The organism is Streptomyces sp. NPDC021080 (genome assembly GCF_044333225.1).
GTDB lineage: Bacteria > Actinomycetota > Actinomycetes > Streptomycetales > Streptomycetaceae > Streptomyces.
In genome coordinates this window covers 25,812-50,889 of the sequence record NZ_JBIRQM010000006.1, presented here as the reverse complement: position 1 = coordinate 50,889, position 25,078 = coordinate 25,812, and the positions used below count along the sequence as shown (strand labels likewise).

Genomic DNA, 25,078 nt, shown 5'->3' with positions numbered 1-25,078 from the left:
CGGCCGAACGGGGCCCCCGGGGAATGGTGTCAGATCAACGGCGGAGCACGGGCTGCTGCCCCGACGCTCGCCCCCCGAAACCTGGACCCCGGCCCTTGGTCCCACTCGCCGGAAGGCGCCAGGACCACGGCCGTCCCCCGCGAAAGGCGACGGCCGACCCCAACCCTACCGGCCCAGATATACGGAGGTCAGTGCTCAGGTGACTCAACCGCCGCCGAAGTGACCAGTTCTGTCAGTACACCGTGGCAATCCTTGGGGTGCAGGAACGTGATCCGGGACCCCATGGACCCGGTCCTGGGCTCGTCGTAGAGCACCCGGACACCCTTGGAGCGGATGTCGGCGGCGTCACCGTCGACGTCCGCGGTGCCGAAGGCGATGTGATGCACGCCCTCGCCGTTCTTGGCCAGCCACTTGCCCACGGCGGAGTCCTCGCGGGTGGGTTCCAGCAGCTGGAGGTAGGAGGCGCCGCCGTCGGACGTCTCGTTGATCTTGAGCATGGCCTCCCGGACACCCTGCTCCTCGTTGACCTCGGAGTGGAAGACCTCGAAGCCGTACGTCGCACGGTAGAACTCGACAGTCCTGTCGAGGTCGAAACAGGCGATCCCGATGTGGTCGATTCGCGTCAGCATGGAGTCAGTGCAGCGCTCCCGGCGTGGTTACGCAACGTGCGCGCGATCACACTGCGGGCCGGATGACGGGTGGCCTACCGCTCAGTACATTCTCAGTAAACCCTCGTTCACTCCTCGGCTGTGCAAGCCGGTAAGGGGATCGCACCTCATGTCTGGAACGAACAGCAACACCTCGGTGATCGTCGCGGGCGCCCGAACGCCCATGGGACGACTGCTGGGCTCGCTGAAGTCCTTCTCCGGGGCCGACCTCGGCGGCTTCGCGATCAAGGCCGCCCTCGACCGTGCGGGCATCGGCGGCGACCAGGTGCAGTACGTGATCATGGGCCAGGTGCTCCAGGCCGGGGCGGGGCAGATCCCGGCACGCCAGGCCGCCGTCAAGGCGGGCATCCCGATGAACGTCCCGGCCCTGACCATCAACAAGGTGTGTCTCTCCGGCCTCGACGCCATCGCGCTGGCGGACCAGCTGATCCGCGCCGGCGAGTTCGACATCGTCGTCGCCGGCGGCCAGGAGTCCATGACGAACGCCCCGCACCTGCTCCCGAAGTCCCGCGAGGGCTTCAAGTACGGCGCGATCGAGATGCTCGACGCCATGGCCCACGACGGTCTGACGGACGCCTTCGAGAACATCGCCATGGGCGAGTCGACGGAGAAGCACAACACCCGTCTCGGCATCCAGCGTCCGGTGCAGGACGAGATCGCCGCGCTCTCCCACCAGCGCGCGGCCGCCGCCCAGAAGAACGGCCTCTTCGAGGCGGAGATCACACCGATCGAGATCCCGCAGCGCAAGGGCGAGCCGGTCGTCTTCAGCAAGGACGAGGGCATCCGCGCCGAGACGACCGCCGAGTCGCTCGGCAAGCTGCGTCCCGCCTTCGCCAAGGACGGCACCATCACCGCCGGCAGCGCCTCGCAGATCTCGGACGGCGCCGCCGCCGTGGTCGTGATGAGCAAGGCCAAGGCGCTGGAGCTCGGTCTGGAGTGGATCGCGGAGATCGGTGCCCACGGCAACGTGGCGGGCCCGGACAACTCCCTGCAGTCGCAGCCCTCGAACGCGATCCTGCACGCCCTGAAGAAGGAGGGCCTGGAGGTCGGGGACCTCGACCTGATCGAGATCAACGAGGCCTTCGCGGCGGTCGCGGTCCAGTCAATGAAGGACCTCGGGGTGTCCACGGAAAAGGTGAACGTCAACGGCGGCGCCATCGCCCTCGGCCACCCGATCGGCATGTCCGGCGCCCGTCTGGTGCTGCACCTGGCCCTCGAACTGAAGCGGCGCGGCGGCGGCGTCGGCGCGGCCGCCCTGTGCGGCGGCGGCGGTCAGGGCGACGCCCTGATCGTGCGGGTGGCCAAGGCCTGACCCGCGTTCGACCGACCGACCTCTCGTGAACGGAGCTGTGATGCAGGACGTCTCCTCGCTGGTGACCCAGGCCAGGGAAGGGCGGCCGCGGGCGGTGGCCCGGCTGATCTCCCTCGTGGAGGGAGCGGCACCGCAGCTCCGTGAGGTCATGGCCGCGCTGGCCCCGCTGGCCGGCAACGCGTACGTGGTGGGGCTCACCGGGTCGCCCGGCGTCGGCAAGTCGACGTCGACGTCGGCGCTGGTGACGGCCTACCGGCGGCAGGGCAAGCGGGTCGGCGTCCTCGCCGTCGACCCGTCCTCGCCGTTCTCCGGGGGCGCGCTGCTCGGCGACCGCGTCCGGATGTCCGACCACGCCTCCGACCCGGGCGTCTACATCCGCTCGATGGCGACGCGCGGTCACCTGGGCGGCCTCGCCTGGTCGGCGCCCCAGGCCATCCGCGTCCTGGACGCGGCGGGCTGCGACGTGATCCTGGTCGAGACGGTGGGCGTCGGTCAGTCGGAGGTGGAGATCGCCTCCCAGGCCGACACCTCCGTCGTCCTCCTCGCCCCCGGCATGGGCGACGGCATCCAGGCCGCCAAGGCCGGAATCCTGGAGATCGGCGACGTGTACGTCGTCAACAAGGCCGACCGCGACGGCGCCGACGCCACCGCGCGCGAGCTCAATCACATGCTCAGCCTCGGCGAGTCCCGAGGCCCGGGGGACTGGCGCCCGCCGATCGTCAAGACCGTCGCCGCGCGCGGCGAGGGCATCGACGAGGTCGTCGAGGCCCTGGAGAAGCACCGGGCGTGGATGGAGGAGCACGGCGTCCTGGCCGAGCGCCGGCGTGCCCGGGCGTCCCAGGAGGTCGAGACGATCGCCGTCACCGCGCTGCGCCGCCGTATCGGCGACCTGCACGGCGACCGCCGGCTGAGCGCCCTCGCGGAGCGCATCGTCGCGGGCGAACTGGACCCCTACGCGGCCGCGGACTCCCTGATCGAGGGCCTGAAGGAAACCTGACCCACCCGGACGCGTCCCCCGAACGGCCCCCGCCCCGGCCGGCATCCCTTCGGGAACCGCCGGCCCGCTTCCGACACACCCCGCCCCGCCGCCGCATCCCGGCGCCGGGGCGCGGTGCGTTGCGTCCCGTACCGCCCGGGTGCGCGGCCCGTCCCGGGCCGCACCTCTCGGGGCCGACCGGCCCGCTCCCACCCCGCTGCCGCACCCCGGCGCGCCGGGGCGCGGTGCGTTGTGTCCGGCGTCGCCGGGTGCGTGCCCCGAGACGGCGCGCCCCTCGGGAGGGCGGCTCGGCGCGTCGTGCCGGGGGGACGGCCCCGGCGGCGGGGCGGCGCGGTGCCGTGCCGGTGGCCGGGGAAAGGGCTGGCCGACTCCCCGCGGCCGCTGTTACGTTGAGGCCATGTTCCTCCTCTTGGCATAGGGCCCGCCCCGGCCCGCGACGTGAGCGCAGCACCGTGGCTGTGGCGTCGCGGCACTCAGGCGACCCCCGTCCCGCCTCGCAGTTGAGGAAATCCACCCATGCCTGCGTCGTCCTCGCGGCCGTCCTACGCCGCGCTCTTCCGCATTCCCCATGCCCGCCGCACCTTCGCGGCGGCCATGACCGGCCGTCTCTCGTACGGCGTCGTGTCCCTGGCCATGATGCTCACCACCACCCGCGCCACCGGCTCGTACGCCGTGGCCGGCACGGTCATGGCGCTGTTCGGCGCGATGAGCGTGTTCCTGTCGCCCGCGCGGGCGGCGCTGATCGACCGGTACGGCGCCCGCCGTGCCCTGATCCCCATGGCCTCGCTCTACGCGGCCCTGCTCACCGCCTTCGCGGTCACGGCCTGGCGGCCCGGCGCGCCGGCCCCGGCCATCGGCGCGCTGGCGGTCGCGGCGGGCGCCTGCACACCGCCGCTCGGTCCCACGATGCGCGCCGTGTGGGGCGAAGTGGTCCGGGACGAACGGCTGTTGCAGCGCGCCTACAGCCTCGACGGTGTCGCGGAGGAGATCCTCTTCGTCTCCGGGCCGCTGCTCGTCGGCGCGGTCGTGCAGACGGCGCCGCCTGCCGCGGCGGTCGTCCTCAGCGCCCTGCTCGTGTGGTCGGGAACCCTGGGCTTCGTCCTGTCCCCGGTCGTGGCGGGTGTCCGTCCGGCCGCGGCGAAGGCGGCGCGCGGCGGGCGCCGCCGGCGGGGCGGCCGGGCCCTCGCCCGGCCCGTCGTCGTCGCGCTGGGCGTCGGTCTCTCCCTCGGCGCGGTCGACCTCCTGGTCATGGCGTTCGCCGAGCAGCACCATCACGGCGCCGGTGTGGTGGCCTGGGTGCTCGCCGCGCTGTCACTGGGCAGTGCGCTGGGCGGCCTGCTGAACGGCGCGGTCGACTGGCGCACGGCTCCCGGCACACGGCTGCCGCTGCTGGCCGGCGCCCTGGGCCTCGCCCTGCTCGGAGCGGGACTCGCCGACGGCCTCGGCACCCTGGCCGTGGCCGTCGCCTGCGCGGGCTTCTTCGTCGCCCCGGCCCTGACGACGTCCTACCTGATGGCCGACGCGGCGGCCCCGCCGGGCTTTCGCACCCAGGCCGGCGCCTGGGTCAACACCGCGGTGAACGCCGGGAGTTCCGGGGGCGCCGCCGGTGCGGGCCTGCTGGTGGGCCGGCTTCCGCTGGGGCTGTGCTTCGCGGTCTCGGGGGCGCTGGCGATCACCGCGGCCCTGGTCTGCGTACGAAGCGCACGTACCCCGCGTCCGGATGCGGACGCGGGGTACGGTGCGGCCGGCGGCGCCCGGTCCGGGGTGGCGGACGGTGCGCAACTGCCCGGCTGAGGGCTGCTGTCGGGATCGTGCCGCGGACGCGGGGGCTCCGGTCCTACGGCTTGCCGCGCTGTCCCAGCAGGTGTTCGGCGATCGGGCGCAGCGACTTGTGCAGGTCCTCGAGCGCCTCGGGCGACACCAGGTCGATGAAGTGCCGCCGCACGGAGGCCACGTGATGCGGCGAAACCTTCTTCATGGTCTCCATGCCGTGTTCGGTGAGGACCGCGTACAGCCCTCGCCGGTCGGACTCGCAGTTCTCCCGTCGCACCAGGTCCGCGTTCTCCATGCGCGTGATCTGGTGCGAGAGCCGGCTCTTGGACTGGAGGGTGGCGGACGCCAGGTCGCTCATCCGCATGCGTACGCCCTCCGACTCGGAGAGGTTCACCAGGATCTCGTAGTCGTTCATCGTCAGCCCGAACGGCTGAAGGTCCCTTTCGAGCTGGTACGTCAACAGCCTGTTGACCTCCAGGTGGGTGCGCCAGGCGCACTGCTCCGCATCGGTCAGCCAGCGCGTGGCCGTCTCGGTCTCCATAGATGAAGTCTACCTAAAATGTTGAAATGTGAACTAGTGAGGGGTTGTGTGACGGTGCGCACGCGTTCGATGCGCGTTCGATGTCACACTCCGCAGACTACCGCTCACAGCCCGAAGCGACGCTGGAGGTCTCCCAGCTGTCCGGGAAGGCGCGGTGCCCCGGTCTGCTGCCCGTGTTGACCGGGCACCCCTCCCGCGCCGGGCACCCCGGCCTGGTGCGGGACCGCCCCCGTGGCCTGCTCGGCCATCAGGATCTCGGTGGACTGGAGCAGTACCGTGCCCGCCCCCACGAACTCGAACTGGTGCTCCTCCCCGGAGGCCCCTCCGAGGCCCGTCATCGCACGTAGACCGCCCATCACGCCCGTCATGTACCCGTGGTCGTAGTGGTGGCAGGGGGAGGGGCAGTCGGCCCAGCCGACGAGGGCCTGCGGGTCCACCCGGATCGGGGGTTCCATGAACACCACCGGACCGTTGGACGCGGCCACGAACTTGCCGGTTCCGATCAGTGTCAGAAAGCCCGGCACGATCGACTGTTTGAGCGCGAGACTTGGCTGAAAAGCGAGCAGATTGCCCGAGCGAATGGTCAGGTTGCCGTCGTCGAGGTCGTACGAATTGACGTCGAAGGCCCGGTCGGCGAGCAGCATCTTGCCCGAGCCCTGTGCCACGACCCAGTCGCTCGCGTGCAGTGGCGAATGGAACGACGTGCGGACGAGGCGGTCGAGTCGGCCGTGTCCGATGCCGTTGAACTCCATGGATCCGTAGTAGGCGATCATCTTGCCCTTCTGCAGGAACCACTCGCTCCCTTTGAGTTCCACACAGAAGGTGTACTTGTTGACGTTGTCGTCGACCGGCAGCGACATCGGATCGTGGATCACCGGCCCGCCGGGGGCTCCGTACCCGCTCACAGCTTCTCCTCCGAGGCCTGGACGTACACCGAACCGCTGCCGCTCAGCTCCAGCTGGAACGCCTCGCCCGAGCCGCGTCCCACCATGTCGCGCCAGCCCAGCGCCGTGGACAGCTTGTTGCGTACGTCGCCGTGATGGGCGACGTACGCCTGCGGGTCGACGTGCACCGTCCGCTGCGGGGTGATCGGGACCTCGAAGACACCGCCGTGCGCCATGACGGCCACGGCTCCGTGGCCCTTGAGCGTGGTCGTGAAGAGCCCCTGGCCCGTCACCTGGCCCCGCACCATCCCCATGACACCGCCCTGCGAGCCCAGGAACACCGTGCCCTGCTGCAGCGTCCCGTCGAAGGCGAGCAGCCGGTCCGCCTCGACGTACAGCGTGTCACCCGTGAGGGTGATCACATGGACATGGTGGCCGCCGTGCCCGAAGAACACCGTGCCCGAGCCCTCCACGGTCATGAGCGGGGTCGCCTCGTTCGCCAGCCGGCGGCCGATCATCGACATCACCCCGCCCTGACCGCCCTGGACGTTGGGCGTGAACGACACCTCGCCCTTGTAGGCGAGCATCGCGCCGCGCTGACTGAACAGCCGCTGCCCCGGCACCACCGTCGCCTCGATCATCTTCGAGTTCACCTCGCGGAACGCCATCTCACACATCCCCCGCGATCGTGTTGCGCTCACTGGGCTGGACGTAGACCAGCCCGTCGCCCTCGAAGCGCATCTGGAACGCCTCGCCGCCGCCCTCGCCGAGGAGCGTGCGGAACGTCACACCGGACTGCAGCGACTGCCGTACGTTGCCCTGGTGGGCGATGTACGCGCCCGGATCGACCGTCAGCGGGTACTGGGCACTCACCCTCAGCACCACCGCGGGCCCGTCCGACGTGATCGCCGCCTGCCCGTGGCCCTCGACCGTCGTCGTGAACAGACCGTTGCCCTGCGAGGCGCCGCGCAGCCCCGTGAACGTGGTGCCCGTGCGCAGGCCCGTGTCCGTGGCGAGCAGGTTGCTCGACTCCACGTACAGCTTGTCCCCCCGCAGGGACACCAGGTTGATCTCCGAGGCCCGGTCGGCGAACCAGCAGGTGCCGTGCCCCTTCACCTCCATCACCGTCATCTGCTCGCCGGTGAGGCGCCGGGTCACCATCCCCCGGATCCCCTCACCGCCCCCGCTGAGTTTCTTGAAGGCCATCTGGCCGTCGTACGCGACCATGGAGCCGTTCTTCGCCTTCACGGCGTCCCCGGTCATGTCGACGGCCAGCACCTTGCTGCCCTGAAGTCGAAACATCGCCACGCAGTGAAGGTAGCCGCAGGGCCGGACGGCCGACAGAGCCCGTGGGTGGATCCCGTCCCTGATCCGCCCCCTAGGGGTGTCGCCCGCCCCCGGGCCCGGGATCACGCCCGCCGGATGCCACAATGGCCGGGACGCTTGTGCTTGCGTTCACAAGGAAGCGTTCCCCCCGACAGCGAACCCACCGAAGGTGACCCGTGGACATAAAGACCGCCACCGCACTCCGCCGGCTCCGCCTGGTCTCGGCCCCGGAAGCCGTTTCCTTCCTGCTGCTGCTCGTCTGCTCGGTGCTGAAGCGGACCACGGACTTCAACGCCGTGCCCGTGATGGGCGCGGTCCACGGCGTCCTCTTCGTCCTGTACGTGATCTTCTGGCTGGACGCCTGGAACCGCGCCCGGTGGAACGCCCGCACCGGCGTCCTGTACTTCGTGCTCTCCGTCCTGCCCACCGGCGGCTTCTTCGCCGAGCGCAAGCTCAAGCGCGAGGCCGAGGACGCGGTCGTCGCCTCCCGCGCCTTCGCGGAAGGGGCCGTGAAGGCATGATCGTCGCCTTCTCCGTGACGCCGCTCGGTGTCGGCGAGGACGTGGGGGAGTACGTCGCCGACGCCGTCCGCGTGGTCCGCGAGTCGGGCCTGCCCAACCGCACCGACGCGATGTTCACCTCCGTCGAGGGCGAGTGGGACGAGGTGATGGCCGTCGTCAAGCGCGCCGTCGCCGCCGTCGAGGCGCGCGCGCCCCGCGTCTCGCTCGTCCTCAAGGCCGACATCCGTCCCGGCGTGACGGACGGCCTCACCTCCAAGGTGGAGACGGTGGAGCGGCACCTGTCGGCGTGACCGCACCGCATGACGGTATGTCGGCACGGCCGTACGGCCGCATGACGGTATGTCGGCATATCGACACGACCCCGGGGCGCAGGCCCCCTGCCCGGAACCCCGGTCCCCAGGACCGGGGTTTTTCGTGCCCGGGAGACGGCAGGGACGAAAGACCACCCGGCCGCACGCCCCCGCACCCGACCGGACGCGCCCCGTTCGACACGTCGTCAAAACTCCACTTGTGTGGGGGTGACAGCCAGGACGATCACCGGCTCGTTCACCACGGGAGGGCGATGTGCGGCCCGCGGGCTACGACTACGACACCTACAGCCGACTCGCCGGACCCCTGACCGAGCCGTCCGGCACCGGCTACCGGGTGCAGTACACCAAGCTCCTGTCGCGAGAGCCGCACCGAACGAGCGCCGTCCTGCTGATGACCCTCGCCCCGGTCCTCACCGGCGCGCTCCTCGCCTACCTCGTGTGGCCCACCCACTGGGTGGAACGCGAGGGCGGCCAGCCGTGGCGGACCGCCCTCGACACCACGATGCTCGTCGCCATCGGCCTGATCGAACTCTTCATGGTCGTCAACGTCATGAGCATCGCCCACGCGACGATGGTCGCGCGCGACCCCGTTCCCGTCGTTCCCGCGCACGGGACCCGGGTCGCCTTCCTCACCACCTACGTCCCGGGAAAGGAACCCCTCGCCACGGTCCGCGCCACCCTGGAGGGCGCGGTCGCGCTCACCCACACCGGCCCCCTCGACGTCTGGCTCCTCGACGAGGGCGACGACGACCGGGCCAGAGCCCTCTGCGCCGAGCTCGGGGTCCGGCACTTCACCCGGTTCGGGGTGCCCGAGTGGAACCGTCCCGGGGGAAGCCACCGGGCCCGTACCAAGCACGGCAACTACAACGCGTGGCTCGACCTCTGCGGGCACGCGTACGACTTCTTCGCCTCCGTCGACACCGACCACGTCCCGCTGCCCGGATTCCTCGAGCGGATGATGGGCTACTTCCGTGACCCCGACGTCGCGTTCGTCGTCGGACCCCAGGTGTACGGGAACTACGAGAACCCCGTCACCAAGGCCGCGGAGTCGCAGCAGTTCCTCTTCCACGCCCTGATCCAGCGCGCCGGCAACCGGTACGGCTCCCCGATGTTCGTCGGCACCAACAACGTCGTGCGGATCGCGGCCCTCAAGCAGATCGGCGGGCTGTACGACTCCATCACCGAGGACATGGCCACCGGGTTCGAACTGCACCGGCACCGCAACCCCCGCACGGGCCGGCACTGGCGGTCCGTCTACACCCCGGACGTCCTCGCCGTCGGCGAGGGGCCCTCCTCCTGGACCGACTTCTTCACCCAGCAGACACGCTGGTCGCGCGGCTCCTACGAGACCTTGTTCCGGCAGTACGGGAAGGCGCTGTTCACCATGCCGGCCGGCCGGCTGCTGTCGTACACGCTGATGCTCCTCTACTACCCGATGACGGCCGTCAACTGGCTTCTGGGCATCCTGAGCTGCTTCCTGTTCCTGTGGTTCGGGGCGTCCGGGACGCAGGTCACCGCGTCCGTGTGGCTGATGCTCTACAGCGACGCCGCCGCCCTGCAGATCTGTCTGTACCTGTGGAACCGGCGGCACAACGTCTCGCCGCACGAGCCCGAGGGATCCGGCGGCCTGGCCGGCATGGCGATGTCGGCCCTGTCGGCGCCCGTCTACCTGAAGGCGCTGGGCGGGGCGGTTCTCCGCCGCCCCAGCCGCTTCGTCGTCACCCCGAAGGGCCGCGACGCGAGCCCCGACCGGCTCGGGACCTTCCGCGTCCACCTCGGCTGGGCCGCGTTCCTCGCCGTCTCGCTCGGCGCCTCGGTCGTCCTCGGCCACACCCACGCGGCCATGCGGACCTGGGCGCTGCTGACCATGGGCATCTCCCTCGCCCCGGTCGTGGTCTGGATCCGCACGCGCGAAGGGGAGCGCCGGGCCCGGCTCGCGGCGCCCGCGTCCGCCGCGTCCGTCCGTCTTCCCGACCGCCGGGAATCGGTGGCCGCCGCCACCCCCGTCACGGTCACCGGCTCCACGACAGGAGGCACCTAGGCCATGGCGCACCGGCCCCCGCAGAAGGCGTACCGGCCCTCGAAGAAGACGAGGAAGACGCTGCTCGGCATCGCGGGCATCGCCGTCCTCGCGGGACTCAACGCCCCGGCCGCGCTCGGCTTCGCCGGTGAGGCGTACCACGAGTACAAGATCTCCCGGCCCGCGTACCAGGCGGAGTACGGCTCCTGGAGCCGGGTCGACATCCCCGCGGAGTACCGCACCAACGCGATCCACGCGGCCCTGCTGCACACCGGGAAGGTGCTCATCGTCGCCGGGTCGGGCAACGAGCAGAGGAAGTTCGACCAGGGGTCCTTCGACACGGTCCTGTGGGACCCGAGGACGGACACCTTCAAGAAGATCCCCACCCCGGACGACTTCTTCTGCTCCGGGCACGCCCAGCTCCCCGACGGCAGGATGCTCGTGGCCGGCGGCACCGCCCGCTACGAGAAGCTGGACGGCGAGGTCGTCCGGGCCGGCGGGGGCATGCGCGTGAAGAACGAGAACCCCGACCACGACGTCGTCCTCAAGAAGGGCACCGTCTTCCGCTCGCCCGCCGGCGTCGACTACGTCAGCAGGGTCGACGTGACGGTCCCCAGGGCGAAGCGGAACCAGGTCGTCACCTACGACCGCAACGGCGTCATGCAGCCCTGGCGGACCGAGGTCACCGCCGGGGAGGCCCGTGTCTTCGTGGAGGCCGAGGAGAAGGGCCCGGGATCGGTCACCGACCGGCAGGCCCAGTACGAGATCGTCGGCCTGCGCGGCGAGGACGCCCGCAACACGTACGGCCTCTCGGAGAAGATCACCCTGGAGAAGCAGGACTTCCAGGGCATCAGGGCCGCCTACGAGTTCGACCCGAGGGCCGAGCGGTACATCCCCGTCGACCCGATGGACAAGGCCCGCTGGTACCCGACCCTCGTGGGACTGGACGACGGACGGGTCCTCGCGGTCTCCGGCCTCGACGACGTCGGGGTCATCGACCCCGGCGACACCGAGATCTACGACCCGGTGACGAAGAAGTGGAGCCCCGGCCCCCACCGCTACTTCCCCACCTACCCGGCCCTCTTCCTCACCAAGGGCGGCAAACTCTTCTACCCGGCCTCCAACGCCGGGTACGGGCCCGCCGACCAGGGCCGTGAGCCGGGCCTGTGGGACCCGCGGACCAACACCTTCCAGAAGGTGCCCGGCCTGCGGGACGCCGACCGGACGGAGACCTCCGCCTCGGTCCTGCTCCCGCCCGCCCAGGACCAGAAGGTGATGATCCTCGGCGGCGGAGGCGTCGGCGAGTCCGGGAAGTCCACGGCCCGTACCGCGATCGTCGACCTCAAGAAGGACAGCCCGGCCTTCGAGGACGGCCCCGACCTGCCCCAGGGCACGCGCTATCTGAACAGCGTGATCATGCCGGACGACACCGTCTTCACCACCAACGGCTCCAAGGACTACCGCGGACGCGGCGCCAGCAACATCCTCAAGGCGCAGTTCTACGATCCCCGGACCAACACCTTCCACGAGGCCGCGTCCCCCCGCGTGGGCCGCAACTACCACTCCGAGGCGCTGCTCCTGCCCGACGGACGCGTCGCCACCTTCGGCTCGGACCCGCTCTTCGACGACCGGAAGAACACCAAGCTGGGGCACTTCGAACAGCGGATGGAGGTGTTCACCCCGCCCGCGCTGCACCGCAACGGCGCGCGGCGTCCGGTGCTGGGCGCCGGTCCCGAGGAGCTCGACGTGAACCACCGGGCGACGTTCGCCACCGGCCATCCGGAACGGGTCGCGAGGGCCCGGCTGATGCGGCCGAGCGCCGTCACCCACACCACGGACGTCGAGCAGCGGTCGATCGAGCTGGGGCTGGCGAAGACGGCGGACTCGGTCACCGTCGACGTCCCGAGGGACCCGGCGCTGGTGCCGCCCGGCTGGTACATGCTCTTCGTGACGGACGCGCAGGGCACGCCGTCCGAGGCGAAGTGGATCCACGTCAGGTGACCGGGACGGCGGACGGCGGGCCGCGGATGACGGCCCGCGGATGACGGGCGGCCGACGGCGCTCGTGGGGTGCGGGTCGCCGTCCGGCTCGCGGCGGACGTCAGGGGGCGGAGCCGCGGGTCAGCTCCAGGGCGTACTCCGGCCACCACCGGCCGGCCGCCGGACCGCCCCCGCATTCTCCGTCCGACTCCCCGGGCCGCTTGATCCACAGGTAGGCGTCGAGGGCGGGTTCGCCGGTGGCCGTGGTCGGCGGGGTGCCCAGCGCCCGGCCCGGCGGGTTGCACCAGACCCCCTCCAGCGGGCCGTTGCCGTTGCGGCTGGTGTCGACGACGAAGTGCTTGCCGCCGAGCCTGCCGGACAAGCGGACGCCGTACCGCCTGCTGGCCGTGTCCGTCTGGAAGTTGGAGACGTTGAGCGAGAAGCCGTCGGCGTCCGCGATGCCCGCCCGTTCCAGGGGCTCGACCAGCTTCCCGGAGTCGGGGATCCAGGAGGGGTTCCCGGCGTCCAGGTACACCGTGGTGCGTGGCTGGCGCTTCAGCCGGACGACCGCCTCGCGCAGCAGTCGCTCGCGTTCGTCGTGGTACTCGCCGGGCGTGCAGCCGTCCACGATGTGGGCGACCGCGTCCGGTTCCAGGACCACCAGGGCCCGGCCGTCACCGATGGAGTCGGCGAACCGGCCGATCCACCGCCGGTAGGCGTCCGCGTCCGCCGCTCCGCCCGCCGAGTGCTGGCCGCAGTCCCGGTGCGGAATGTCGTACGCCACGAACAGCGCCGTCCGCCCCTCCCGGGTCGCGGACGCGGTCGCCGAGCGGACCGCCGGGCCGGGGTCCTCGCCGGCCGGCCACAGCGCGACGGGCTCGTCCGCGATCCGCCGCAGCAGCGTGGCGTCCGCGGTGCGGCCCTGCCGGCGCCACACCTCGGCCTGCCGGGCCGCCGGGCCCGCCGGGTCGACCCAGAACGGGGAGCGGGTGGCGGCGCCCGTCCGCTGCGAGGCGCCACCGGCGGCCGGGGCCCGGCCGGCCTCGGGTCCGGAGGCGCAGCCCGCCATGAGCCCGAGCGCCGCGAGTGCCGCGAGGGCGTGGATCAGCCGGGGCATGCTGCTCCCTTGCACGAAGGCGACGAACAGTCACCAATCGTGGCACACAAGAACATTCCGGAAGGGAAGCGGCGTGGCGCGGTGGGGCACCCGGCGTTTCCGAAGCCCCCGGCCGCCCCGGTCTTCCGGCCGTCCAGGCCGCCCCGGTCTTCCCTGTCTTCCCGGCCGTCCAGGTCGTCCAGGTCGTCCTCGGTCAGGCGCCGCCCGACGCCAGCGCGATCCCGAGCGGCGTCCGCTCGTACAGCACCTGGTGCCCGTACCGGCGCGAGACGAGCAGGCCCGCGTCGCGCAGGGCGGTGAGATGCGCGGAGACCGACGACGGGGCCAGGCGCAGCCGGTGCGCGAGCGAGGTCGTGCCGGCGGGCTCGTCGAGCGCGGTGAGCACGGCGGCCCGGCCGCGCCCGAGGAGCCGTACGAGTGTCTCGGGAGTACGGTCCGCGGCCTCGGTCCACAGGCCGCCGATGCCGCGCGCGGGGTAGACGAGGGTTGCCTGCCACGGGGGTTCGAAGCCGCTGATCACGTCCGGCCACGAGAACACGCTCGGCATGAGGACCAGGCCCTGCCCGGCCAGGTGCCGTTCGTGCCGGCCCGCGACCTCGACGGTCAGCGTGTGGGAGCGCCAGCCGAAACGCCGGTCGATCTCCGGCAGGAGCCCGCCGAGGCCCACCTCGGCGAGCCGCCGGGAGTGGAAGGCGACGTCGGCGTCGAGCAGGGCGCGCAGGCGCGGCCAGTCCGGTTCGACGAGGGTGTGCCAGGCCTGTTCCAGCAGGTCCGTCAGCTCGCGCACCATGCGGGCCGGGTCGGCGAGCATCGCCCGGCCGCGCGGCGAGGCGAGGGCGCCGGGGGTGTCGGCGAGGGAACGCGCGCTCTCCTCGCGGGCCACGTCCGGGTCGGCCGCGCGGACGGCGGCGATCTCCTCGCCGAAACTCGCCGCCGGGCCCAGCGGGGGCGGTCCGAGCCAGTCGGGGGAGTAGCCGCGCTGCGGCATCAGCAGCCACAGCGGAGTGAGGTCGAGTCCGGCGGCCGCCGCGCGCATACGGCGCAGCCAGGGTGCGTGATAGCCGTGCCGCGCGGGCCGGTCGAGCGTGCGGACCGCCTCCTGCGTCTCCCACAGCGGCGACACCGCGAACCGGCAGTTGAGGAGGTCGTCCTCCCCGAAGTGCAGCAGTGACGGCATGAGGTGACCCCAGAAGATTCGGCTGACGCCGAAACTCTACGGGTCCGGAGCGGACCCGGGCACGCTGACGCCCATGCCGGAAGCAGAGACGAAGGGCACGACGACGGTGCCCGCACCAGCACCGCCCGCCGCAGCAGACACCGTGCCGCCCGCCAGGGGGGACAGCACGGGGTCTGCCGTGGGGAACACGGCCGGGGCCGCCGCGGGGAACACCGCGCCGCCCGCCGCGGGGAACACGGCCGAGCCCGCCGGGGGGAGTGCCGCGGAGGCCGTCTCCGCCCGGACCGGGTACGGTCCCGTGTTCGCCGTGCCCGAGTTCCGGGCCGTCTTCGTGGCGCACGCCTTCTCGCTGCTCGGACTCGTCGTCAGTGAGATCGCGCTGTCCGTCCTCGTCTACGGTCTGACGGGCTCCCCGCTGCTGAGCGCCCTGACGTTCGCGCTCGGCTTCCTGCCCTATCTGATCGGCGGGACCCTGCTCGCGGGCGTGGCGGACCGCTTCCCGGCCCGCCGGGTCCTGGTGGTGTGCGACCTGGTGTGCGCGGGGTGCGTGGCCGTGATGGTGCTGCCGGGCGCGCCGGTCGCGGTGCTGCTCACGATGCGGGCGGCGCTCGCCCTGGTCGCCCCGGTCTTCCAGGGGACGCGGACGGCGACCCTCGCGGACGTCCTCGGCGACGGGGAACTGTTCGTGCTCGGCCGCTCCCTGCTGCGGATCCTGTCCCAGAGTGCGCTGCTGGCCGGGTTCGGGGCCGGCGGCCTGCTGCTCACCGTCGTCTCCCCGCGCCACGCGCTCCTCGTCACGGTGTGCACCTTCCTGCTCTCCGCCGCGCTGCTGCGCTTCGGCACCCGGCGGCGGCCCGCGCGGGCGAGCGAGGGGCAGGCGCTCGTGCGCGACTCCCTGCGCGGTGCCCGTCAGGTGCTGGCCGACCGGCGGGTCCTCGTCCTGCTCCTGCTGTTCTGGGTGCCGCCGATGTTCACGGTCGCGCCGGAGGCGCTGGCGGCGCCGTACGCCGAGGGGCTCGGGGCCGGTACGGCCGGGCTCGGCCTGCTGATGTGCGCGCTGCCCGTCGGCACGATCGCGGGGGAGCTGCTGGCGGGGGCGCGACTGCGGCCGGCGACCCGGAACCGGCTCACGCTCCCGCTGGTCTGCGTCACGCTGCTGCCCTACGCCGCGTACGCGCTGCGGCCGGGTCTGGTCTGGTCGCTGGTCCTGCTGGTGCTCGCGGGCGCCGGATCGGCGTACACCCTCGGCCTGGACCAGTGGTTCGTACGGGCGGTCCCGGACGAACTGCTGGGGTGGGCCATGACGTTGAACTCGGCCGGGCTGATGACCGTCCAGGGCGTGGGGATGGCCCTGTCCGGTGCGGTGGCGGAGTTCGCCGGGGTGCGGGCGACGGTCGTGGGCGCGGGTGTCGTCGGAACCGCGGCCTGTGTGGCCCTGGCGGCGGCGGCACGGCGCGCCGAACGCGGCGCCGAGGCCGCGGAGGGGCACGGGGACCGGTAAAGGGGGTACGGGGCCGGTAGGGAGTGCGGGCACCGGTGAAGGTGCGCGGGTCGGCGACGGGCGGTCCCGGAAGGCACCCGGAACCGCCACCCGAGGGTCCCGCATCCGACCCCACCCGTGCCGGACCGGTCCCGCATCCGTGCCGGACCTGCCCCGCACCTGCCCCGGACCTGCCCCGCATCCGTGCCGGACCTGCCCCGCACTTACCCCGGACCCGCCCCGCACCTGCCCCGGACCCGCCCCGCATCCGTGCCGGACCGGTCCCGTGCCCGCCCCGCATCCGTGCCGGACCGGTCCCGTGCCCGCCCCGCATCCGTGCCGGACCGGTCCCGTGCCTGTCCCGCGCCCGTGCCGGACCGGTCCCGTGCCCGCCCCGCACCCGTCCCGCGCCCGCCCCGCACCCGTCTCGGACCCGCCTCGCACCCGTCTCGGCCCCATCCCCGACCCATCCCCGACCCACCCTCGCACCCGTCCTCGCACCCGTCCCCGACCCACCCCCGGCCCCCGGTCCCGCAGGGGGCGGTACCGAAAAGCGAGACGGGGCTGACCACGATGTGACCGGCCGGTAAGGTCGTTGGCGTGCCGAAGCCGCTCAGTCTTGCCTTCGATCCCATCGCCCGCGCCGACGAACACTGGCGCCAGCGCTGGGGTTCCGTGCCGTCCATGTCCGCGATCACCTCGATCATGCGCGCGCACCAGATCCTGCTCGCCGAGGTGGACGCGGTCGTCAAGCCGTACGGACTGACCTTCGCGCGCTACGAGGCACTGGTGCTCCTCACCTTCTCCAAGGCGGGCGAGCTGCCGATGTCCAAGATCGGCGAGCGGCTCATGGTGCACCCGACGTCCGTCACGAACACGGTGGACCGTCTGGTGCGGTCCGGGCTCGTCGACAAGCGGCCGAACCCGAACGACGGCCGGGGCACCCTCGCCTCCATCACGGAGAAGGGCCGCGAGGTCTGCGACGCGGCGACCCGCGACCTGATGGCGATGGACTTCGGGCTCGGGGTCTACGACGCCGAGGAGTGCGCCGAGATCTTCGCGATGCTGCGGCCGCTGCGGGTCGCCGCGCACGACTTCGACGAGGAGTGACCGGCGCCGGGCCGGCCGCCGGGTGACGGCGCCGGGCGGTGCGCCGGGAGCCCGGGGCGGGCGTGGCGCGGGGGTGCGTGAAGATCGGCCGAAAAGGGTGGTTACCCTCGTGCCATGAAGAAGAGCGTGTTGACCCGCTACCGCGTCATGGCCTACGTCACCGGCGTGCTGCTGGTGCTGCTGTGCCTCAGCATGATCGCCAAGTACGGCATGGGCCTCGACGGGGCGGCGGACTTCACCCGCGTCGTCGCGATCGCGCACGGCTGGCTGTACGTCGTCTACCTGATCTTCGCCTTCGACCTGGGTTCCAAGGCGAAGTGGCCGGTCGGCAAGCAGCTCTGGGTGCTGCTGGCGGGCACGATCCCCACAGCCGCTTTCTTCGTGGAGCGCCGCATCAGCCACGAGCTGGAGTCCAAGGTCACGGAGGCCGCTCCCGCGGTCGCCGAAGCCTGATCGAAACCGCCGTACGGGACCGTACGGCGGTTTGCCATCGACATTTACTAGGACGTCCTAGTAAATTCGAGGGTATGGACGCTCACGCCATCGAGGAAGGCCGCCGACGCTGGCAGGCCCGTTACGACGCTTCGCGCAAGCGCGACGCCGACTTCACCACGCTCTCCGGTGATCCGGTGGAGCCGGTGTACGGCCCCCGCCCCGGGGACAACTACGAGGGCTTCGAGCAGATCGGCTGGCCCGGGGAGTACCCCTTCACGCGCGGGCTGTACGCGACCGGCTATCGGGGCCGTACGTGGACCATCCGGCAGTTCGCCGGGTTCGGCAACGCCGAGCAGACCAACGAGCGCTACAAGATGATCCTCGCCAACGGCGGCGGGGGCCTCTCGGTGGCCTTCGACATGCCGACGCTGATGGGCCGGGACTCGGACGACCCCCGTTCGCTCGGCGAGGTCGGGCACTGCGGTGTCGCGATCGACTCGGCCGCCGACATGGAGGTCCTGTTCCAGGACATCCCGCTCGGTGACGTCACCACGTCGATGACGATCAGCGGTCCCGCGGTGCCGGTCTTCTGCATGTACCTGGTCGCCGCCGAGCGCCAGGGCATCGACCCCGCCGTGCTGAACGGCACGCTCCAGACCGACATCTTCAAGGAGTACATCGCCCAGAAGGAGTGGCTCTTCCAGCCCGAGCCGCACCTGCGCCTCATCGGCGACCTGATGGAGCACTGCGCCGAGAAGATCCCCGCGTACAAGCCGCTGTCCGTCTCCGGCTACCACATCCGCGAGGCCGGCTCCACGGCCGCGCAGGAGCTCGCCTACACGCTGGCGGACGGCTTCGGCTACGTGGAGCTGGGGCTGTCCCGCGGCCTCGACGTGAACGTCTTCGCCCCCGGCCTCTCCTTCTTCTTCGACGCGCACGTCGACTTCTTCGAGGAGATCGCCAAGTTCCGCGCGGCCCGCCGGATCTGGGCCCGCTGGATGCGCGACGTGTACGGCGCCACCTCCGAGAAGGCGCAGTGGCTGCGCTTCCACACGCAGACCGCCGGCGTCTCGCTGACGGCCCAGCAGCCGTACAACAACGTCGTGCGCACCGCCGTCGAGGCGCTCGCGGCGGTCCTCGGCGGCACGAACTCGCTGCACACCAACGCGCTGGACGAGACGCTCGCGCTGCCCTCCGAGCAGGCCGCGGAGATCGCCCTGCGGACCCAGCAGGTGCTCATGGAGGAGACCGGCGTCGCCAACGTCGCCGACCCGCTGGGCGGTTCCTGGTACGTCGAGCAGCTCACCGACCGGATCGAGGCCGACGCGGAGAAGATCTTCGAGCAGATCAAGGAGCGCGGACTGCGGGCGCACCCGGACGGGAAGCACCCCATCGGTCCCATCACCTCCGGCATCCTGCGCGGGATCGAGGACGGCTGGTTCACCGGCGAGATCGCCGAGTCGGCGTTCCAGTACCAGCGGTCGGTCGAGAAGGGCGACAAGCGCGTCGTCGGCGTCAACGTCCACCACGGCTCCGTGACCGGCGACCTGGAGATCCTCCGGGTCAGCCACGAGGTGGAGCGCGAGCAGGTGCGGGTGCTGGCCTCGCGCAAGGGGGAGCGTGACGAGGCCGCGGTGCGCGGCGCGCTGGACGCCATGCTCGCCGCCGCGCGCGACGGCTCGAACATGATCGCCCCCATGCTGGAGGCGGTGCGCGCCGAGGCGACGCTGGGCGAGATCTGCGGAGTCCTGCGCGACGAGTGGGGCATCTACACGGAGCCGGCGGGCTTCTGAGCCCCCGGGGCGGTCGGCGCGTCCCCGGCTGCCCCGTTGCCCGGCGTTCCGGGCCGAGCCCGGGGCTCCGGGCCCCCGCGGCACCGGCGAGGGCCCGCCCGCGCCGAGCGGGCCTTCTTTCGCCCCCTCCGCCCCTGCCCTTCCCGTCCCCGGGGCTCCGCCCCGGACCCCGCTCCTCAAGCGCCGGAGGGGCTGAACTTTCGCCGGCCGGAGCTGAGAAATGGACCGGCCGGAGCTGAGAAGTGGACCGGCCGGGGCCGGAATGCGGGCCGGTACCACCGCACACCCGCAGTCGGGATCCGGCGTGAGGGGCCGTGCCGGTACATCGATGCCCGTCGCCACCGACGGCCACTCCTCACCCGACGGCGACGGGCTGATGCACCGGCACGGCCCCGACCCACCCACCGGACCGAACACGCGACCGTCAGAGGCCCCCGGCCGTCTCCGGGGGTGTCGCGCCGTCTGCTGCCGCGCCGGTCAGGCCGACCAGCAGGACCCGGGTGAACGAGCGCACCCACTCCTCGTCCGCGGGCTCCGCGCTGACCAGGGTGCGGTGGACGACCGCTCCGGCGACCACGTCGAAGATCAGGGCGGCGGTGCGGTCGGCGGCGGCCGGGTCCGGCTCCGGGGGGAGTTCGCCGCGCGTCTGGGCCCGGGCCCGGCCCTCCATCACCAGGCGCTTCTGCCGGTCGACGATGGACGTGCGGATGCGCTCGCGCAGCGGTTCGTCACGGGTGGACTCCGCGACCACGGCCATCAGCGCCGTCTTGGCCTCCGGACGGTCCAGGATCGCCGCGAACTGCAGCACCACGCCCTCGATGTCGGCGGCCAGACTGCCCCGGTCGGGGAGCTCCAGCTCGTCGAACAGCTCGGCCACCGCGTCGACGACCAGTTCGTTCTTGCCCGCCCAGCGACGGTAGAGGGTCGTCTTGGCGACTCCGGCGAGGGTCGCCACGTACCCCAACGTCAGTTTGGACCAGCCCAGTTCGACCAGGGCCGTGCGCGTCGCCTCCAGGATCGCGGCGTCCGCGGCGGCGCTGCGGGGGCGGCCCGTACGGGCGGCCTGGGAGCGACATTGCATGTCGTTGACCATATCCGGCCGCATCATCGGCCGATATCCGGCGGTTGTGTGAAGCCGTGAGGGAGATCACCGGGAGACGGTGCACGGGCAGGTCTCCGTACAGTTACGCTACGACTCGTAGCGAAAGCTCGACCGCGGCGACAACCGCACGGGCGCCAGGTGGGGACCCGGCGCCGAACAGGCCTGACACAGCCTGGCTTTCACGACGCTTTTCACACGTGCGCGAGGAAGGGGGAGGATGTACTCATGCAGCCACGGAACATGTCCATGAGCGGAGTCGTCGACCTCGCCGCGGTGAAGGCGGCCCAGGAGGCCAAGGCGAAGGCGGAGCAGGCGCGCGCCGAAGCGGCCAGGCAGGGCGGAGGCGGGGCCGTGACTCCCGCGAGTCTCGTCATCGACGTCGACGAGGCCGGATTCGAGCAGGATGTCCTGCAGCGCTCCACCGAGGTGCCCGTCGTCATCGACTTCTGGGCCGAGTGGTGCGAGCCCTGCAAGCAGCTGAGCCCGCTCCTGGAGCGGCTGGCCGTCGAGTACAACGGGCGCTTCGTCCTCGCCAAGATCGACGTCGACGCCAACCAGATGCTGATGCAGCAGTTCGGGGTCCAGGGGATCCCGGCCGTTTTCGCGGTGGTGGCCGGACAGGCCCTGCCGCTCTTCCAGGGGGCCGCCGCCGAGGCGCAGATCCGCGGGACCCTCGACCAGCTCGTCCAGGTCGCCGAACAGCGCTTCGGGCTGACCGGCCTGACGGTCGACGCGGACGCCGCCCCGGGCGGGTCCCCGGCTCCGCAGGAGGCGCCGGCCGGACCGTACGACGCGCTGCTGGAGGCCGCCGTACAGGCGCTGGACGCGGGCGACTTCGGCGGTGCCGTCCAGGCGTACAAGAACGTGCTGGCCGACGACCCGGGCAACATGGAGGCCAAACTGGGCCTGGCGCAGGCCGAGTTGCTCCAGCGAGTGCAGGGTCTGGACCCGCAGAAGGTGCGCCGCGACGCCGCGGAGAAGCCCGGTGACGTGGCGGCGCAGATCGCGGGGGCCGACCTGGACCTCGTCGGCGGCCATGTGGAGGACGCCTTCGGGCGGCTCATCGACACGGTGCGGCGCACGGCGGGCGACGACCGGGACGCCGTACGCGTGCGGCTGCTGGAGCTCTTCGAGGTGGTCGGTGCCGACGACCCGCGTGTGGTCGCGGCGCGCCGGGCGCTCGCCAGGGCGCTGTTCTGACCAGTCCGTAAACGCCAGGGCCTGTGATGCCCGGGTGAAAGATTGGCCGAGAGGGACGGGCGTGGCCGCGCTTTACCAAAACTTGGTAAACGCGGCCGCTGTTACTGGTAGTAAGTCGAGGGCGTTGAACTGTCTGGTTCCGTCCGGGATTTGACCGGTGTGTCACCCCCCGTGGTGCCACCCTGCGTCGCCGCCCGATACCGACGGGCCGTTCTTCGGTTATCCCGCCGTTACTAGCCAGTAACGAACCCCCTTGTGCGCGCGGCGAGAATGCACCACGATCGGCGACGCTCGGTCCATTCCCGCACCCCGACAGCCAATCGGGCCCGCGGACTTTCTGGGTCCCCACCGAGTAGGGCCGACAGCAGTGCGATCGGCTCTTGGGCAGGGGGGTCTTCGCCGTCCGGCGGAGCCTGTCCAGCAGGTTGTGCGTGATGTGTGTCAGGCGCGACCAGTGGTTGTCGCTCGGGGGTGATCGCCGGTGATTCGGGTGCAGTAGCACCAACGGGTACGGGCGCTCTCCTTCCCGAGGACGTAGCACTTCTCCCATCCCTGCCCGGCTGAGCCGCCGCAATGTGGCAGTCAGGGTCAGGAGATGTACGTCCGAGAAGGAGGAAAAAATATGTCCCAGGTGCGTGGCGGGACCAGATGGAAGCGGTTCGCCGTCGTCATGGTGCCCAGCGTGGCAGCCACGGCAGCGATAGGTGTCGCCCTCGCGCAGGGTGCTCTCGCCGCATCGTTCAGTGTCTCCGGCCAGTCCTTCAAGGTGTCCGCGGACAAGCTTGACGGTCAGGGCTTCTCGCAGTACGGCGCCCTCGACCAGGGCACCGGCCTTGACGGCAAGTCGGCGCTGCACCCCGTCGCGGTGTCGGCGTTCAAGAGTGCCGACATCACCGGCATGTGCCAGTCCGTCGTCACTCCGAACATCCCGCTGCTCGGTTCCGTCAGCCTCGTGCTGAAGGCCGGCGGCGGCGGTACGCCGGTTCACGCCGACAACCTCTACATCGATGTCGAGGACCTCGGCGCCGACGCGACGTTCAAGAACATCGACATCGGTGTTGCCGCCAAGGACGCCACCAAGGGTCCGGGCATGAAGGGCGGCGGCGAGGCGGCCAACCCCTACGGGTTCGCCCAGCAGGCCGAGTCGGCCACGCTGACCGACGTGAAGCAGACGGCGTGGGCGACCACCGCCGGCACGTTCAAGCTCAGCGGTCTGAAGATGTCGGTGTCCGCGGGCACCCACGAGTGCTACTGAGCACCCCAGGGGTGGGCGAGGAGGCTCAGGCCGCTTCGCCCGCCCCGCCCGCTCCGCCCGTCGTACGCGGAGCGCCAACGCGTACTTCTCACAGCAATGCCGTTCCAGGGAGCTGTTTCCATGAGCGCCGAGACTCCTGCCGCGCCCGGCCAGAACGATGAGCACTACCTCCAGGTGTTCCGGCGGAACTTCCGTAGCTGGAGGGGCGATCGCCCGTTCTGGGCCGGTCTGTACATCGTGTTCGGCGGCTTCCCCATCGCCTACTTCCCGTACGCGCACCTGCACCTCGGTCACCTGACGCTGGCGATGTCCACCACCGCCGGTGCCGGTTCCCTGATCATCGGCGTACTCCTCGTCGTGCTCGGGATCAGCCTCTGGTTCCAGAAGCACGTGCGGACGTTCGCGGGTGTCGCCGCGATCCTCCTCGCCCTGGTGTCCATCCCGGTGGCCAACCTGGGCGGTTTCCTGATCGGCTTCCTGTTCGCCCTGCTCGGAGGCGCCATGGCGGTCTCCTGGGTGCCCGGCGAGCCCGAGGAGGGCTACACCGCGTCGAGTTCCTTCGGCAAGCAGGCCGCGCCGGACGCTTCGGCGGCCGAGCCCGCGGAGCTTGTCGAGCCCGAGGCGGCGGACGGTGCGGACGACCCGAACGATCTGTCAGGAACGAGCCCGAACAACGGGGCGAACGGGAGGCACAGTGCCGGCTGACGAGGTGACCCATGGGACTGATGTGGAGGAGTCCCGTGTGAGAACCGGGCCGCGCCACGCGGCCCCGAGGAAGCCGCTGCTCACCAGGTTCCAGATGCCCGCCGGCAAGGCGATAGCCATAGCGGCGATGCCGACGGCGGTCCTCATGGGCATGGGCTTCACCCCGACGCTCGCGCAGGCCGACGACCACTCCACCTCCAAGAGCCTCACGGCCGAGGAGTACCAGGCGTGCGTCGAGGCCGTCACCGGCGAGGACGCGTCGGACACGGCGTCGCCCTCCGCCACGCCGAGCCCGAGCGCGTCCTCCTCCGACGAGGCCACGCCGAGCCCCTCCGCGTCGGCGGACACCACCGCCAAGGACACGACCTCTTCGTCGGATTCAGGTTCCGACGACAAGGCCGAGCCCACCGCGACCCCGTCGCCCTCCGCGAGCACGCAGGAGAAGGCGGCGGACAGCAGCGCGGCCACGCCGACCCCCTCGGCGTCCGAGAGCAGCAAGAACCCGCTCGACCCGCTGGGTGTCGGCGACGCGATCAAGGACATTCTCACGCCCGACGAGACGGCGAGCTCCACCCCGGAGCCGTCCGCCTCGCCGAGCGCGAGCGCGACCACCGGCTCGGACACGTCGGACGGCAAGGGCGCCACCGACACCGTCAAGGACACGGCCGACAAGGTCACCAAGACGGTCGAGGACACCACCGACAAGGTCACCGACACGGCGTCGAAGGCGGCCTCGGACGCCACCGACACCGCCGAGGACACGGCCGCCACGGTCACCGAGTCGCCCAGCCCCTCGGCGAGCGCCACTACGGACGCCGCGGACTGCCCGGCCGCCACCGACGACGAGGGCGGCGTGGACAACGCGGTCGCCCTGCCGTCCGACCCCTGGTACCTCAACGCCAGTTCGCTGCTCCTCAAGGGCGCCGACTACCAGGGCATAGTCAAGGTGAAGACCGCCGACGGCAAGGTCAAGAAGGTCCTGAAGTACGTCATATCCGACGGCACCGACATCGGGGACCTGCACCAGACGGTGGAGGACAAGCAGTCCGGCAAGACCTACCACGTGCAGGCCGCGGCGGGTTCGACGTCCACCATCCGTGACGGCAAGACGATCATGTACACGGAGAGCATCTCCGGGAACCTGCTCGGGCTCATCCCGGTCACGTTCGACCCGGACAACCCTCCGCCGCTGAACATCCCGCTGATCTACTTCACCAAGGTGAAGGTCGTTCAGGCCGGCCAGTTCGGCGGAACGCTGCACGTTCCCGGACTCCACCAGTACACGACCGGCTGAGTCGTCCAGAGCCCGTCCGGGAGCCGCACAGACGCCGAGGGCGCCCCCTGCGAACAGGGGGCGCCCTCGGCGTCGTTC

23 protein-coding genes are annotated in these 25,078 nt (G+C 71.5%); 15 read left to right on the top strand and 8 right to left on the bottom strand.

What is annotated here, in order from left to right; genetic code table 11:
- Nucleotides 1–188: 188 nt before the first annotated feature.
- Nucleotides 189–629 (bottom strand): methylmalonyl-CoA epimerase, encoded by a 441-nt coding sequence (gene mce / locus ACH4S8_RS16010; RefSeq protein WP_398394209.1) that lies wholly within the window; start codon nt 627–629, stop codon nt 189–191.
- A 148-nt stretch (nt 630–777) separates the two neighbouring features.
- On the opposite strand from mce, the gene ACH4S8_RS16005 reads away from it, so the two are divergent.
- The 3 genes from ACH4S8_RS16005 (at nt 778) to ACH4S8_RS15995 (ending at nt 4,771) form a co-directional block, all read left to right on the top strand.
- Nucleotides 778–1,980, top strand: coding sequence for an acetyl-CoA C-acetyltransferase (locus ACH4S8_RS16005; RefSeq protein ID WP_398394206.1), 1,203 nt, complete (start codon nt 778–780; stop codon nt 1,978–1,980).
- 40 nt (nt 1,981–2,020) lie between these two features.
- Nucleotides 2,021–2,977: a methylmalonyl Co-A mutase-associated GTPase MeaB gene (gene meaB / locus ACH4S8_RS16000; RefSeq protein ID WP_398395030.1), complete on the top strand. Its 957-nt coding sequence runs from the start codon at nt 2,021–2,023 to the stop codon at nt 2,975–2,977.
- A 516-nt stretch (nt 2,978–3,493) separates the two neighbouring features.
- Complete coding sequence (locus tag ACH4S8_RS15995) at nt 3,494–4,771, top strand: MFS transporter (protein WP_398394204.1); 1,278 nt, start codon at nt 3,494–3,496, stop codon at nt 4,769–4,771.
- 43 nt (nt 4,772–4,814) lie between these two features.
- On the opposite strand, the gene ACH4S8_RS15990 is transcribed toward ACH4S8_RS15995, so the two are convergent.
- From ACH4S8_RS15990 to ACH4S8_RS15975, 4 genes are all read right to left on the bottom strand, one after another.
- Nucleotides 4,815–5,291 (bottom strand): MarR family transcriptional regulator, encoded by a 477-nt coding sequence (locus ACH4S8_RS15990; RefSeq protein ID WP_365879541.1) that lies wholly within the window; start codon nt 5,289–5,291, stop codon nt 4,815–4,817.
- Nucleotides 5,292–5,395: 104 nt separating this feature from the next.
- Nucleotides 5,396–6,196, bottom strand: coding sequence for an AIM24 family protein (locus ACH4S8_RS15985; protein WP_398394202.1), 801 nt, complete (start codon nt 6,194–6,196; stop codon nt 5,396–5,398).
- Nucleotides 6,193–6,843 (bottom strand): AIM24 family protein, encoded by a 651-nt coding sequence (locus tag ACH4S8_RS15980; RefSeq protein ID WP_398395028.1) that lies wholly within the window; start codon nt 6,841–6,843, stop codon nt 6,193–6,195. Before ACH4S8_RS15980 ends, ACH4S8_RS15985 begins: the two co-directional genes overlap by 4 nt.
- A gap of 1 nt (nt 6,844) precedes the next feature.
- Nucleotides 6,845–7,477 (bottom strand): AIM24 family protein, encoded by a 633-nt coding sequence (locus ACH4S8_RS15975; protein WP_398395026.1) that lies wholly within the window; start codon nt 7,475–7,477, stop codon nt 6,845–6,847.
- Nucleotides 7,478–7,677: 200 nt separating this feature from the next.
- Between ACH4S8_RS15975 and ACH4S8_RS15970 the strand changes: the two genes are divergently transcribed.
- The 4 genes from ACH4S8_RS15970 to ACH4S8_RS15955 all read left to right on the top strand — a co-directional run bounded on the left by ACH4S8_RS15970 (nt 7,678) and on the right by ACH4S8_RS15955 (nt 12,354).
- Entirely contained in the window at nt 7,678–8,022 is a 345-nt protein-coding gene (locus ACH4S8_RS15970) for a DUF3817 domain-containing protein (RefSeq protein ID WP_398394200.1), read from the top strand.
- Nucleotides 8,019–8,312 carry an MTH1187 family thiamine-binding protein gene (locus tag ACH4S8_RS15965; RefSeq protein ID WP_382787309.1) on the top strand — a complete coding sequence of 98 codons (294 nt, stop codon included), beginning with the start codon at nt 8,019–8,021 and terminating at the stop codon, nt 8,310–8,312. The genes ACH4S8_RS15970 and ACH4S8_RS15965 overlap by 4 nt, the downstream gene beginning before the upstream one ends.
- A gap of 274 nt (nt 8,313–8,586) precedes the next feature.
- On the top strand, nt 8,587–10,374 hold the full coding sequence (locus ACH4S8_RS15960) for a glycosyltransferase family 2 protein (RefSeq protein WP_398394197.1): 1,788 nt from the start codon (nt 8,587–8,589) through the stop codon (nt 10,372–10,374).
- A gap of 3 nt (nt 10,375–10,377) precedes the next feature.
- A complete protein-coding gene (locus ACH4S8_RS15955; RefSeq protein WP_398394195.1) occupies nt 10,378–12,354 on the top strand; it encodes a galactose oxidase-like domain-containing protein in 1,977 nt (658 codons plus the stop codon).
- A gap of 99 nt (nt 12,355–12,453) precedes the next feature.
- On the opposite strand, the gene ACH4S8_RS15950 is transcribed toward ACH4S8_RS15955, so the two are convergent.
- Both ACH4S8_RS15950 and ACH4S8_RS15945 read right to left on the bottom strand, forming a co-directional pair.
- The gene (locus ACH4S8_RS15950; RefSeq protein WP_398394193.1) at nt 12,454–13,449 is read right to left on the bottom strand and encodes a glycoside hydrolase family 6 protein; all 996 of its coding nucleotides are present in this window, start codon (nt 13,447–13,449) and stop codon (nt 12,454–12,456) included.
- A gap of 193 nt (nt 13,450–13,642) precedes the next feature.
- Nucleotides 13,643–14,626: a DUF5937 family protein gene (locus ACH4S8_RS15945; RefSeq protein WP_398394191.1), complete on the bottom strand. Its 984-nt coding sequence runs from the start codon at nt 14,624–14,626 to the stop codon at nt 13,643–13,645.
- Nucleotides 14,627–14,699: 73 nt separating this feature from the next.
- On the opposite strand from ACH4S8_RS15945, the gene ACH4S8_RS15940 reads away from it, so the two are divergent.
- The 4 genes from ACH4S8_RS15940 (at nt 14,700) to ACH4S8_RS15925 (ending at nt 19,444) form a co-directional block, all read left to right on the top strand.
- On the top strand, nt 14,700–16,127 hold the full coding sequence (locus ACH4S8_RS15940; RefSeq protein WP_398394188.1) for an MFS transporter: 1,428 nt from the start codon (nt 14,700–14,702) through the stop codon (nt 16,125–16,127).
- A 579-nt stretch (nt 16,128–16,706) separates the two neighbouring features.
- Nucleotides 16,707–17,216, top strand: a complete 510-nt coding sequence (locus ACH4S8_RS15935) for a MarR family winged helix-turn-helix transcriptional regulator (protein WP_398394186.1) — start codon at nt 16,707–16,709, stop codon at nt 17,214–17,216.
- A gap of 114 nt (nt 17,217–17,330) precedes the next feature.
- Nucleotides 17,331–17,669 carry a DUF3817 domain-containing protein gene (locus tag ACH4S8_RS15930; RefSeq protein ID WP_398394184.1) on the top strand — a complete coding sequence of 113 codons (339 nt, stop codon included), beginning with the start codon at nt 17,331–17,333 and terminating at the stop codon, nt 17,667–17,669.
- Nucleotides 17,670–17,743: 74 nt separating this feature from the next.
- Entirely contained in the window at nt 17,744–19,444 is a 1,701-nt protein-coding gene (locus ACH4S8_RS15925) for a methylmalonyl-CoA mutase (RefSeq protein ID WP_398394182.1), read from the top strand.
- A 424-nt stretch (nt 19,445–19,868) separates the two neighbouring features.
- Here the strand turns inward: ACH4S8_RS15925 and ACH4S8_RS15920 are convergent, their stop codons facing one another.
- Nucleotides 19,869–20,525 (bottom strand): TetR/AcrR family transcriptional regulator, encoded by a 657-nt coding sequence (locus tag ACH4S8_RS15920; RefSeq protein ID WP_398394180.1) that lies wholly within the window; start codon nt 20,523–20,525, stop codon nt 19,869–19,871.
- Nucleotides 20,526–20,771: 246 nt separating this feature from the next.
- Between ACH4S8_RS15920 and ACH4S8_RS15915 the strand changes: the two genes are divergently transcribed.
- The 4 genes from ACH4S8_RS15915 (at nt 20,772) to ACH4S8_RS15900 (ending at nt 25,000) form a co-directional block, all read left to right on the top strand.
- Nucleotides 20,772–21,746, top strand: a complete 975-nt coding sequence (locus ACH4S8_RS15915) for a tetratricopeptide repeat protein (protein WP_398394178.1) — start codon at nt 20,772–20,774, stop codon at nt 21,744–21,746.
- A 622-nt stretch (nt 21,747–22,368) separates the two neighbouring features.
- Entirely contained in the window at nt 22,369–23,001 is a 633-nt protein-coding gene (locus ACH4S8_RS15910; protein WP_398394176.1) for a DUF6230 family protein, read from the top strand.
- Between the two features lie 120 nt (nt 23,002–23,121).
- Entirely contained in the window at nt 23,122–23,706 is a 585-nt protein-coding gene (locus tag ACH4S8_RS15905; RefSeq protein ID WP_398394174.1) for a DUF6114 domain-containing protein, read from the top strand.
- On the top strand, nt 23,696–25,000 hold the full coding sequence (locus tag ACH4S8_RS15900) for a hypothetical protein (protein WP_398394172.1): 1,305 nt from the start codon (nt 23,696–23,698) through the stop codon (nt 24,998–25,000). Before ACH4S8_RS15905 ends, ACH4S8_RS15900 begins: the two co-directional genes overlap by 11 nt.
- The last annotated feature ends 78 nt before the right edge of the window (nt 25,001–25,078 follow it).

Excerpts from the sequence above, each read along its gene's own strand:
- mce (WP_398394209.1), bottom strand. The coding sequence starts at position 629 with ATGCTGACGCGAATCGACCACATCGGGATCGCCTGTTTCGACCTCGAC.
- ACH4S8_RS16005 (WP_398394206.1), top strand. The coding sequence starts at position 778 with ATGTCTGGAACGAACAGCAACACCTCGGTGATCGTCGCGGGCGCCCGA.
- meaB (WP_398395030.1), top strand. The coding sequence starts at position 2,021 with ATGCAGGACGTCTCCTCGCTGGTGACCCAGGCCAGGGAAGGGCGGCCG.
- ACH4S8_RS15995 (WP_398394204.1), top strand. The coding sequence starts at position 3,494 with ATGCCTGCGTCGTCCTCGCGGCCGTCCTACGCCGCGCTCTTCCGCATT.
- ACH4S8_RS15990 (WP_365879541.1), bottom strand. The coding sequence starts at position 5,291 with ATGGAGACCGAGACGGCCACGCGCTGGCTGACCGATGCGGAGCAGTGC.
- ACH4S8_RS15980 (WP_398395028.1), bottom strand. The coding sequence starts at position 6,843 with ATGGCGTTCCGCGAGGTGAACTCGAAGATGATCGAGGCGACGGTGGTG.
- ACH4S8_RS15975 (WP_398395026.1), bottom strand. The coding sequence starts at position 7,477 with ATGTTTCGACTTCAGGGCAGCAAGGTGCTGGCCGTCGACATGACCGGG.
- ACH4S8_RS15965 (WP_382787309.1), top strand. The coding sequence starts at position 8,019 with ATGATCGTCGCCTTCTCCGTGACGCCGCTCGGTGTCGGCGAGGACGTG.
- ACH4S8_RS15955 (WP_398394195.1), top strand. The coding sequence starts at position 10,378 with ATGGCGCACCGGCCCCCGCAGAAGGCGTACCGGCCCTCGAAGAAGACG.
- ACH4S8_RS15950 (WP_398394193.1), bottom strand. The coding sequence starts at position 13,449 with ATGCCCCGGCTGATCCACGCCCTCGCGGCACTCGCGGCGCTCGGGCTC.
- ACH4S8_RS15945 (WP_398394191.1), bottom strand. The coding sequence starts at position 14,626 with ATGCCGTCACTGCTGCACTTCGGGGAGGACGACCTCCTCAACTGCCGG.
- ACH4S8_RS15940 (WP_398394188.1), top strand. The coding sequence starts at position 14,700 with ATGCCGGAAGCAGAGACGAAGGGCACGACGACGGTGCCCGCACCAGCA.
- ACH4S8_RS15930 (WP_398394184.1), top strand. The coding sequence starts at position 17,331 with ATGAAGAAGAGCGTGTTGACCCGCTACCGCGTCATGGCCTACGTCACC.
- ACH4S8_RS15925 (WP_398394182.1), top strand. The coding sequence starts at position 17,744 with ATGGACGCTCACGCCATCGAGGAAGGCCGCCGACGCTGGCAGGCCCGT.
- ACH4S8_RS15920 (WP_398394180.1), bottom strand. The coding sequence starts at position 20,525 with ATGCAATGTCGCTCCCAGGCCGCCCGTACGGGCCGCCCCCGCAGCGCC.
- ACH4S8_RS15915 (WP_398394178.1), top strand. The coding sequence starts at position 20,772 with ATGCAGCCACGGAACATGTCCATGAGCGGAGTCGTCGACCTCGCCGCG.
- ACH4S8_RS15910 (WP_398394176.1), top strand. The coding sequence starts at position 22,369 with ATGTCCCAGGTGCGTGGCGGGACCAGATGGAAGCGGTTCGCCGTCGTC.
- ACH4S8_RS15905 (WP_398394174.1), top strand. The coding sequence starts at position 23,122 with ATGAGCGCCGAGACTCCTGCCGCGCCCGGCCAGAACGATGAGCACTAC.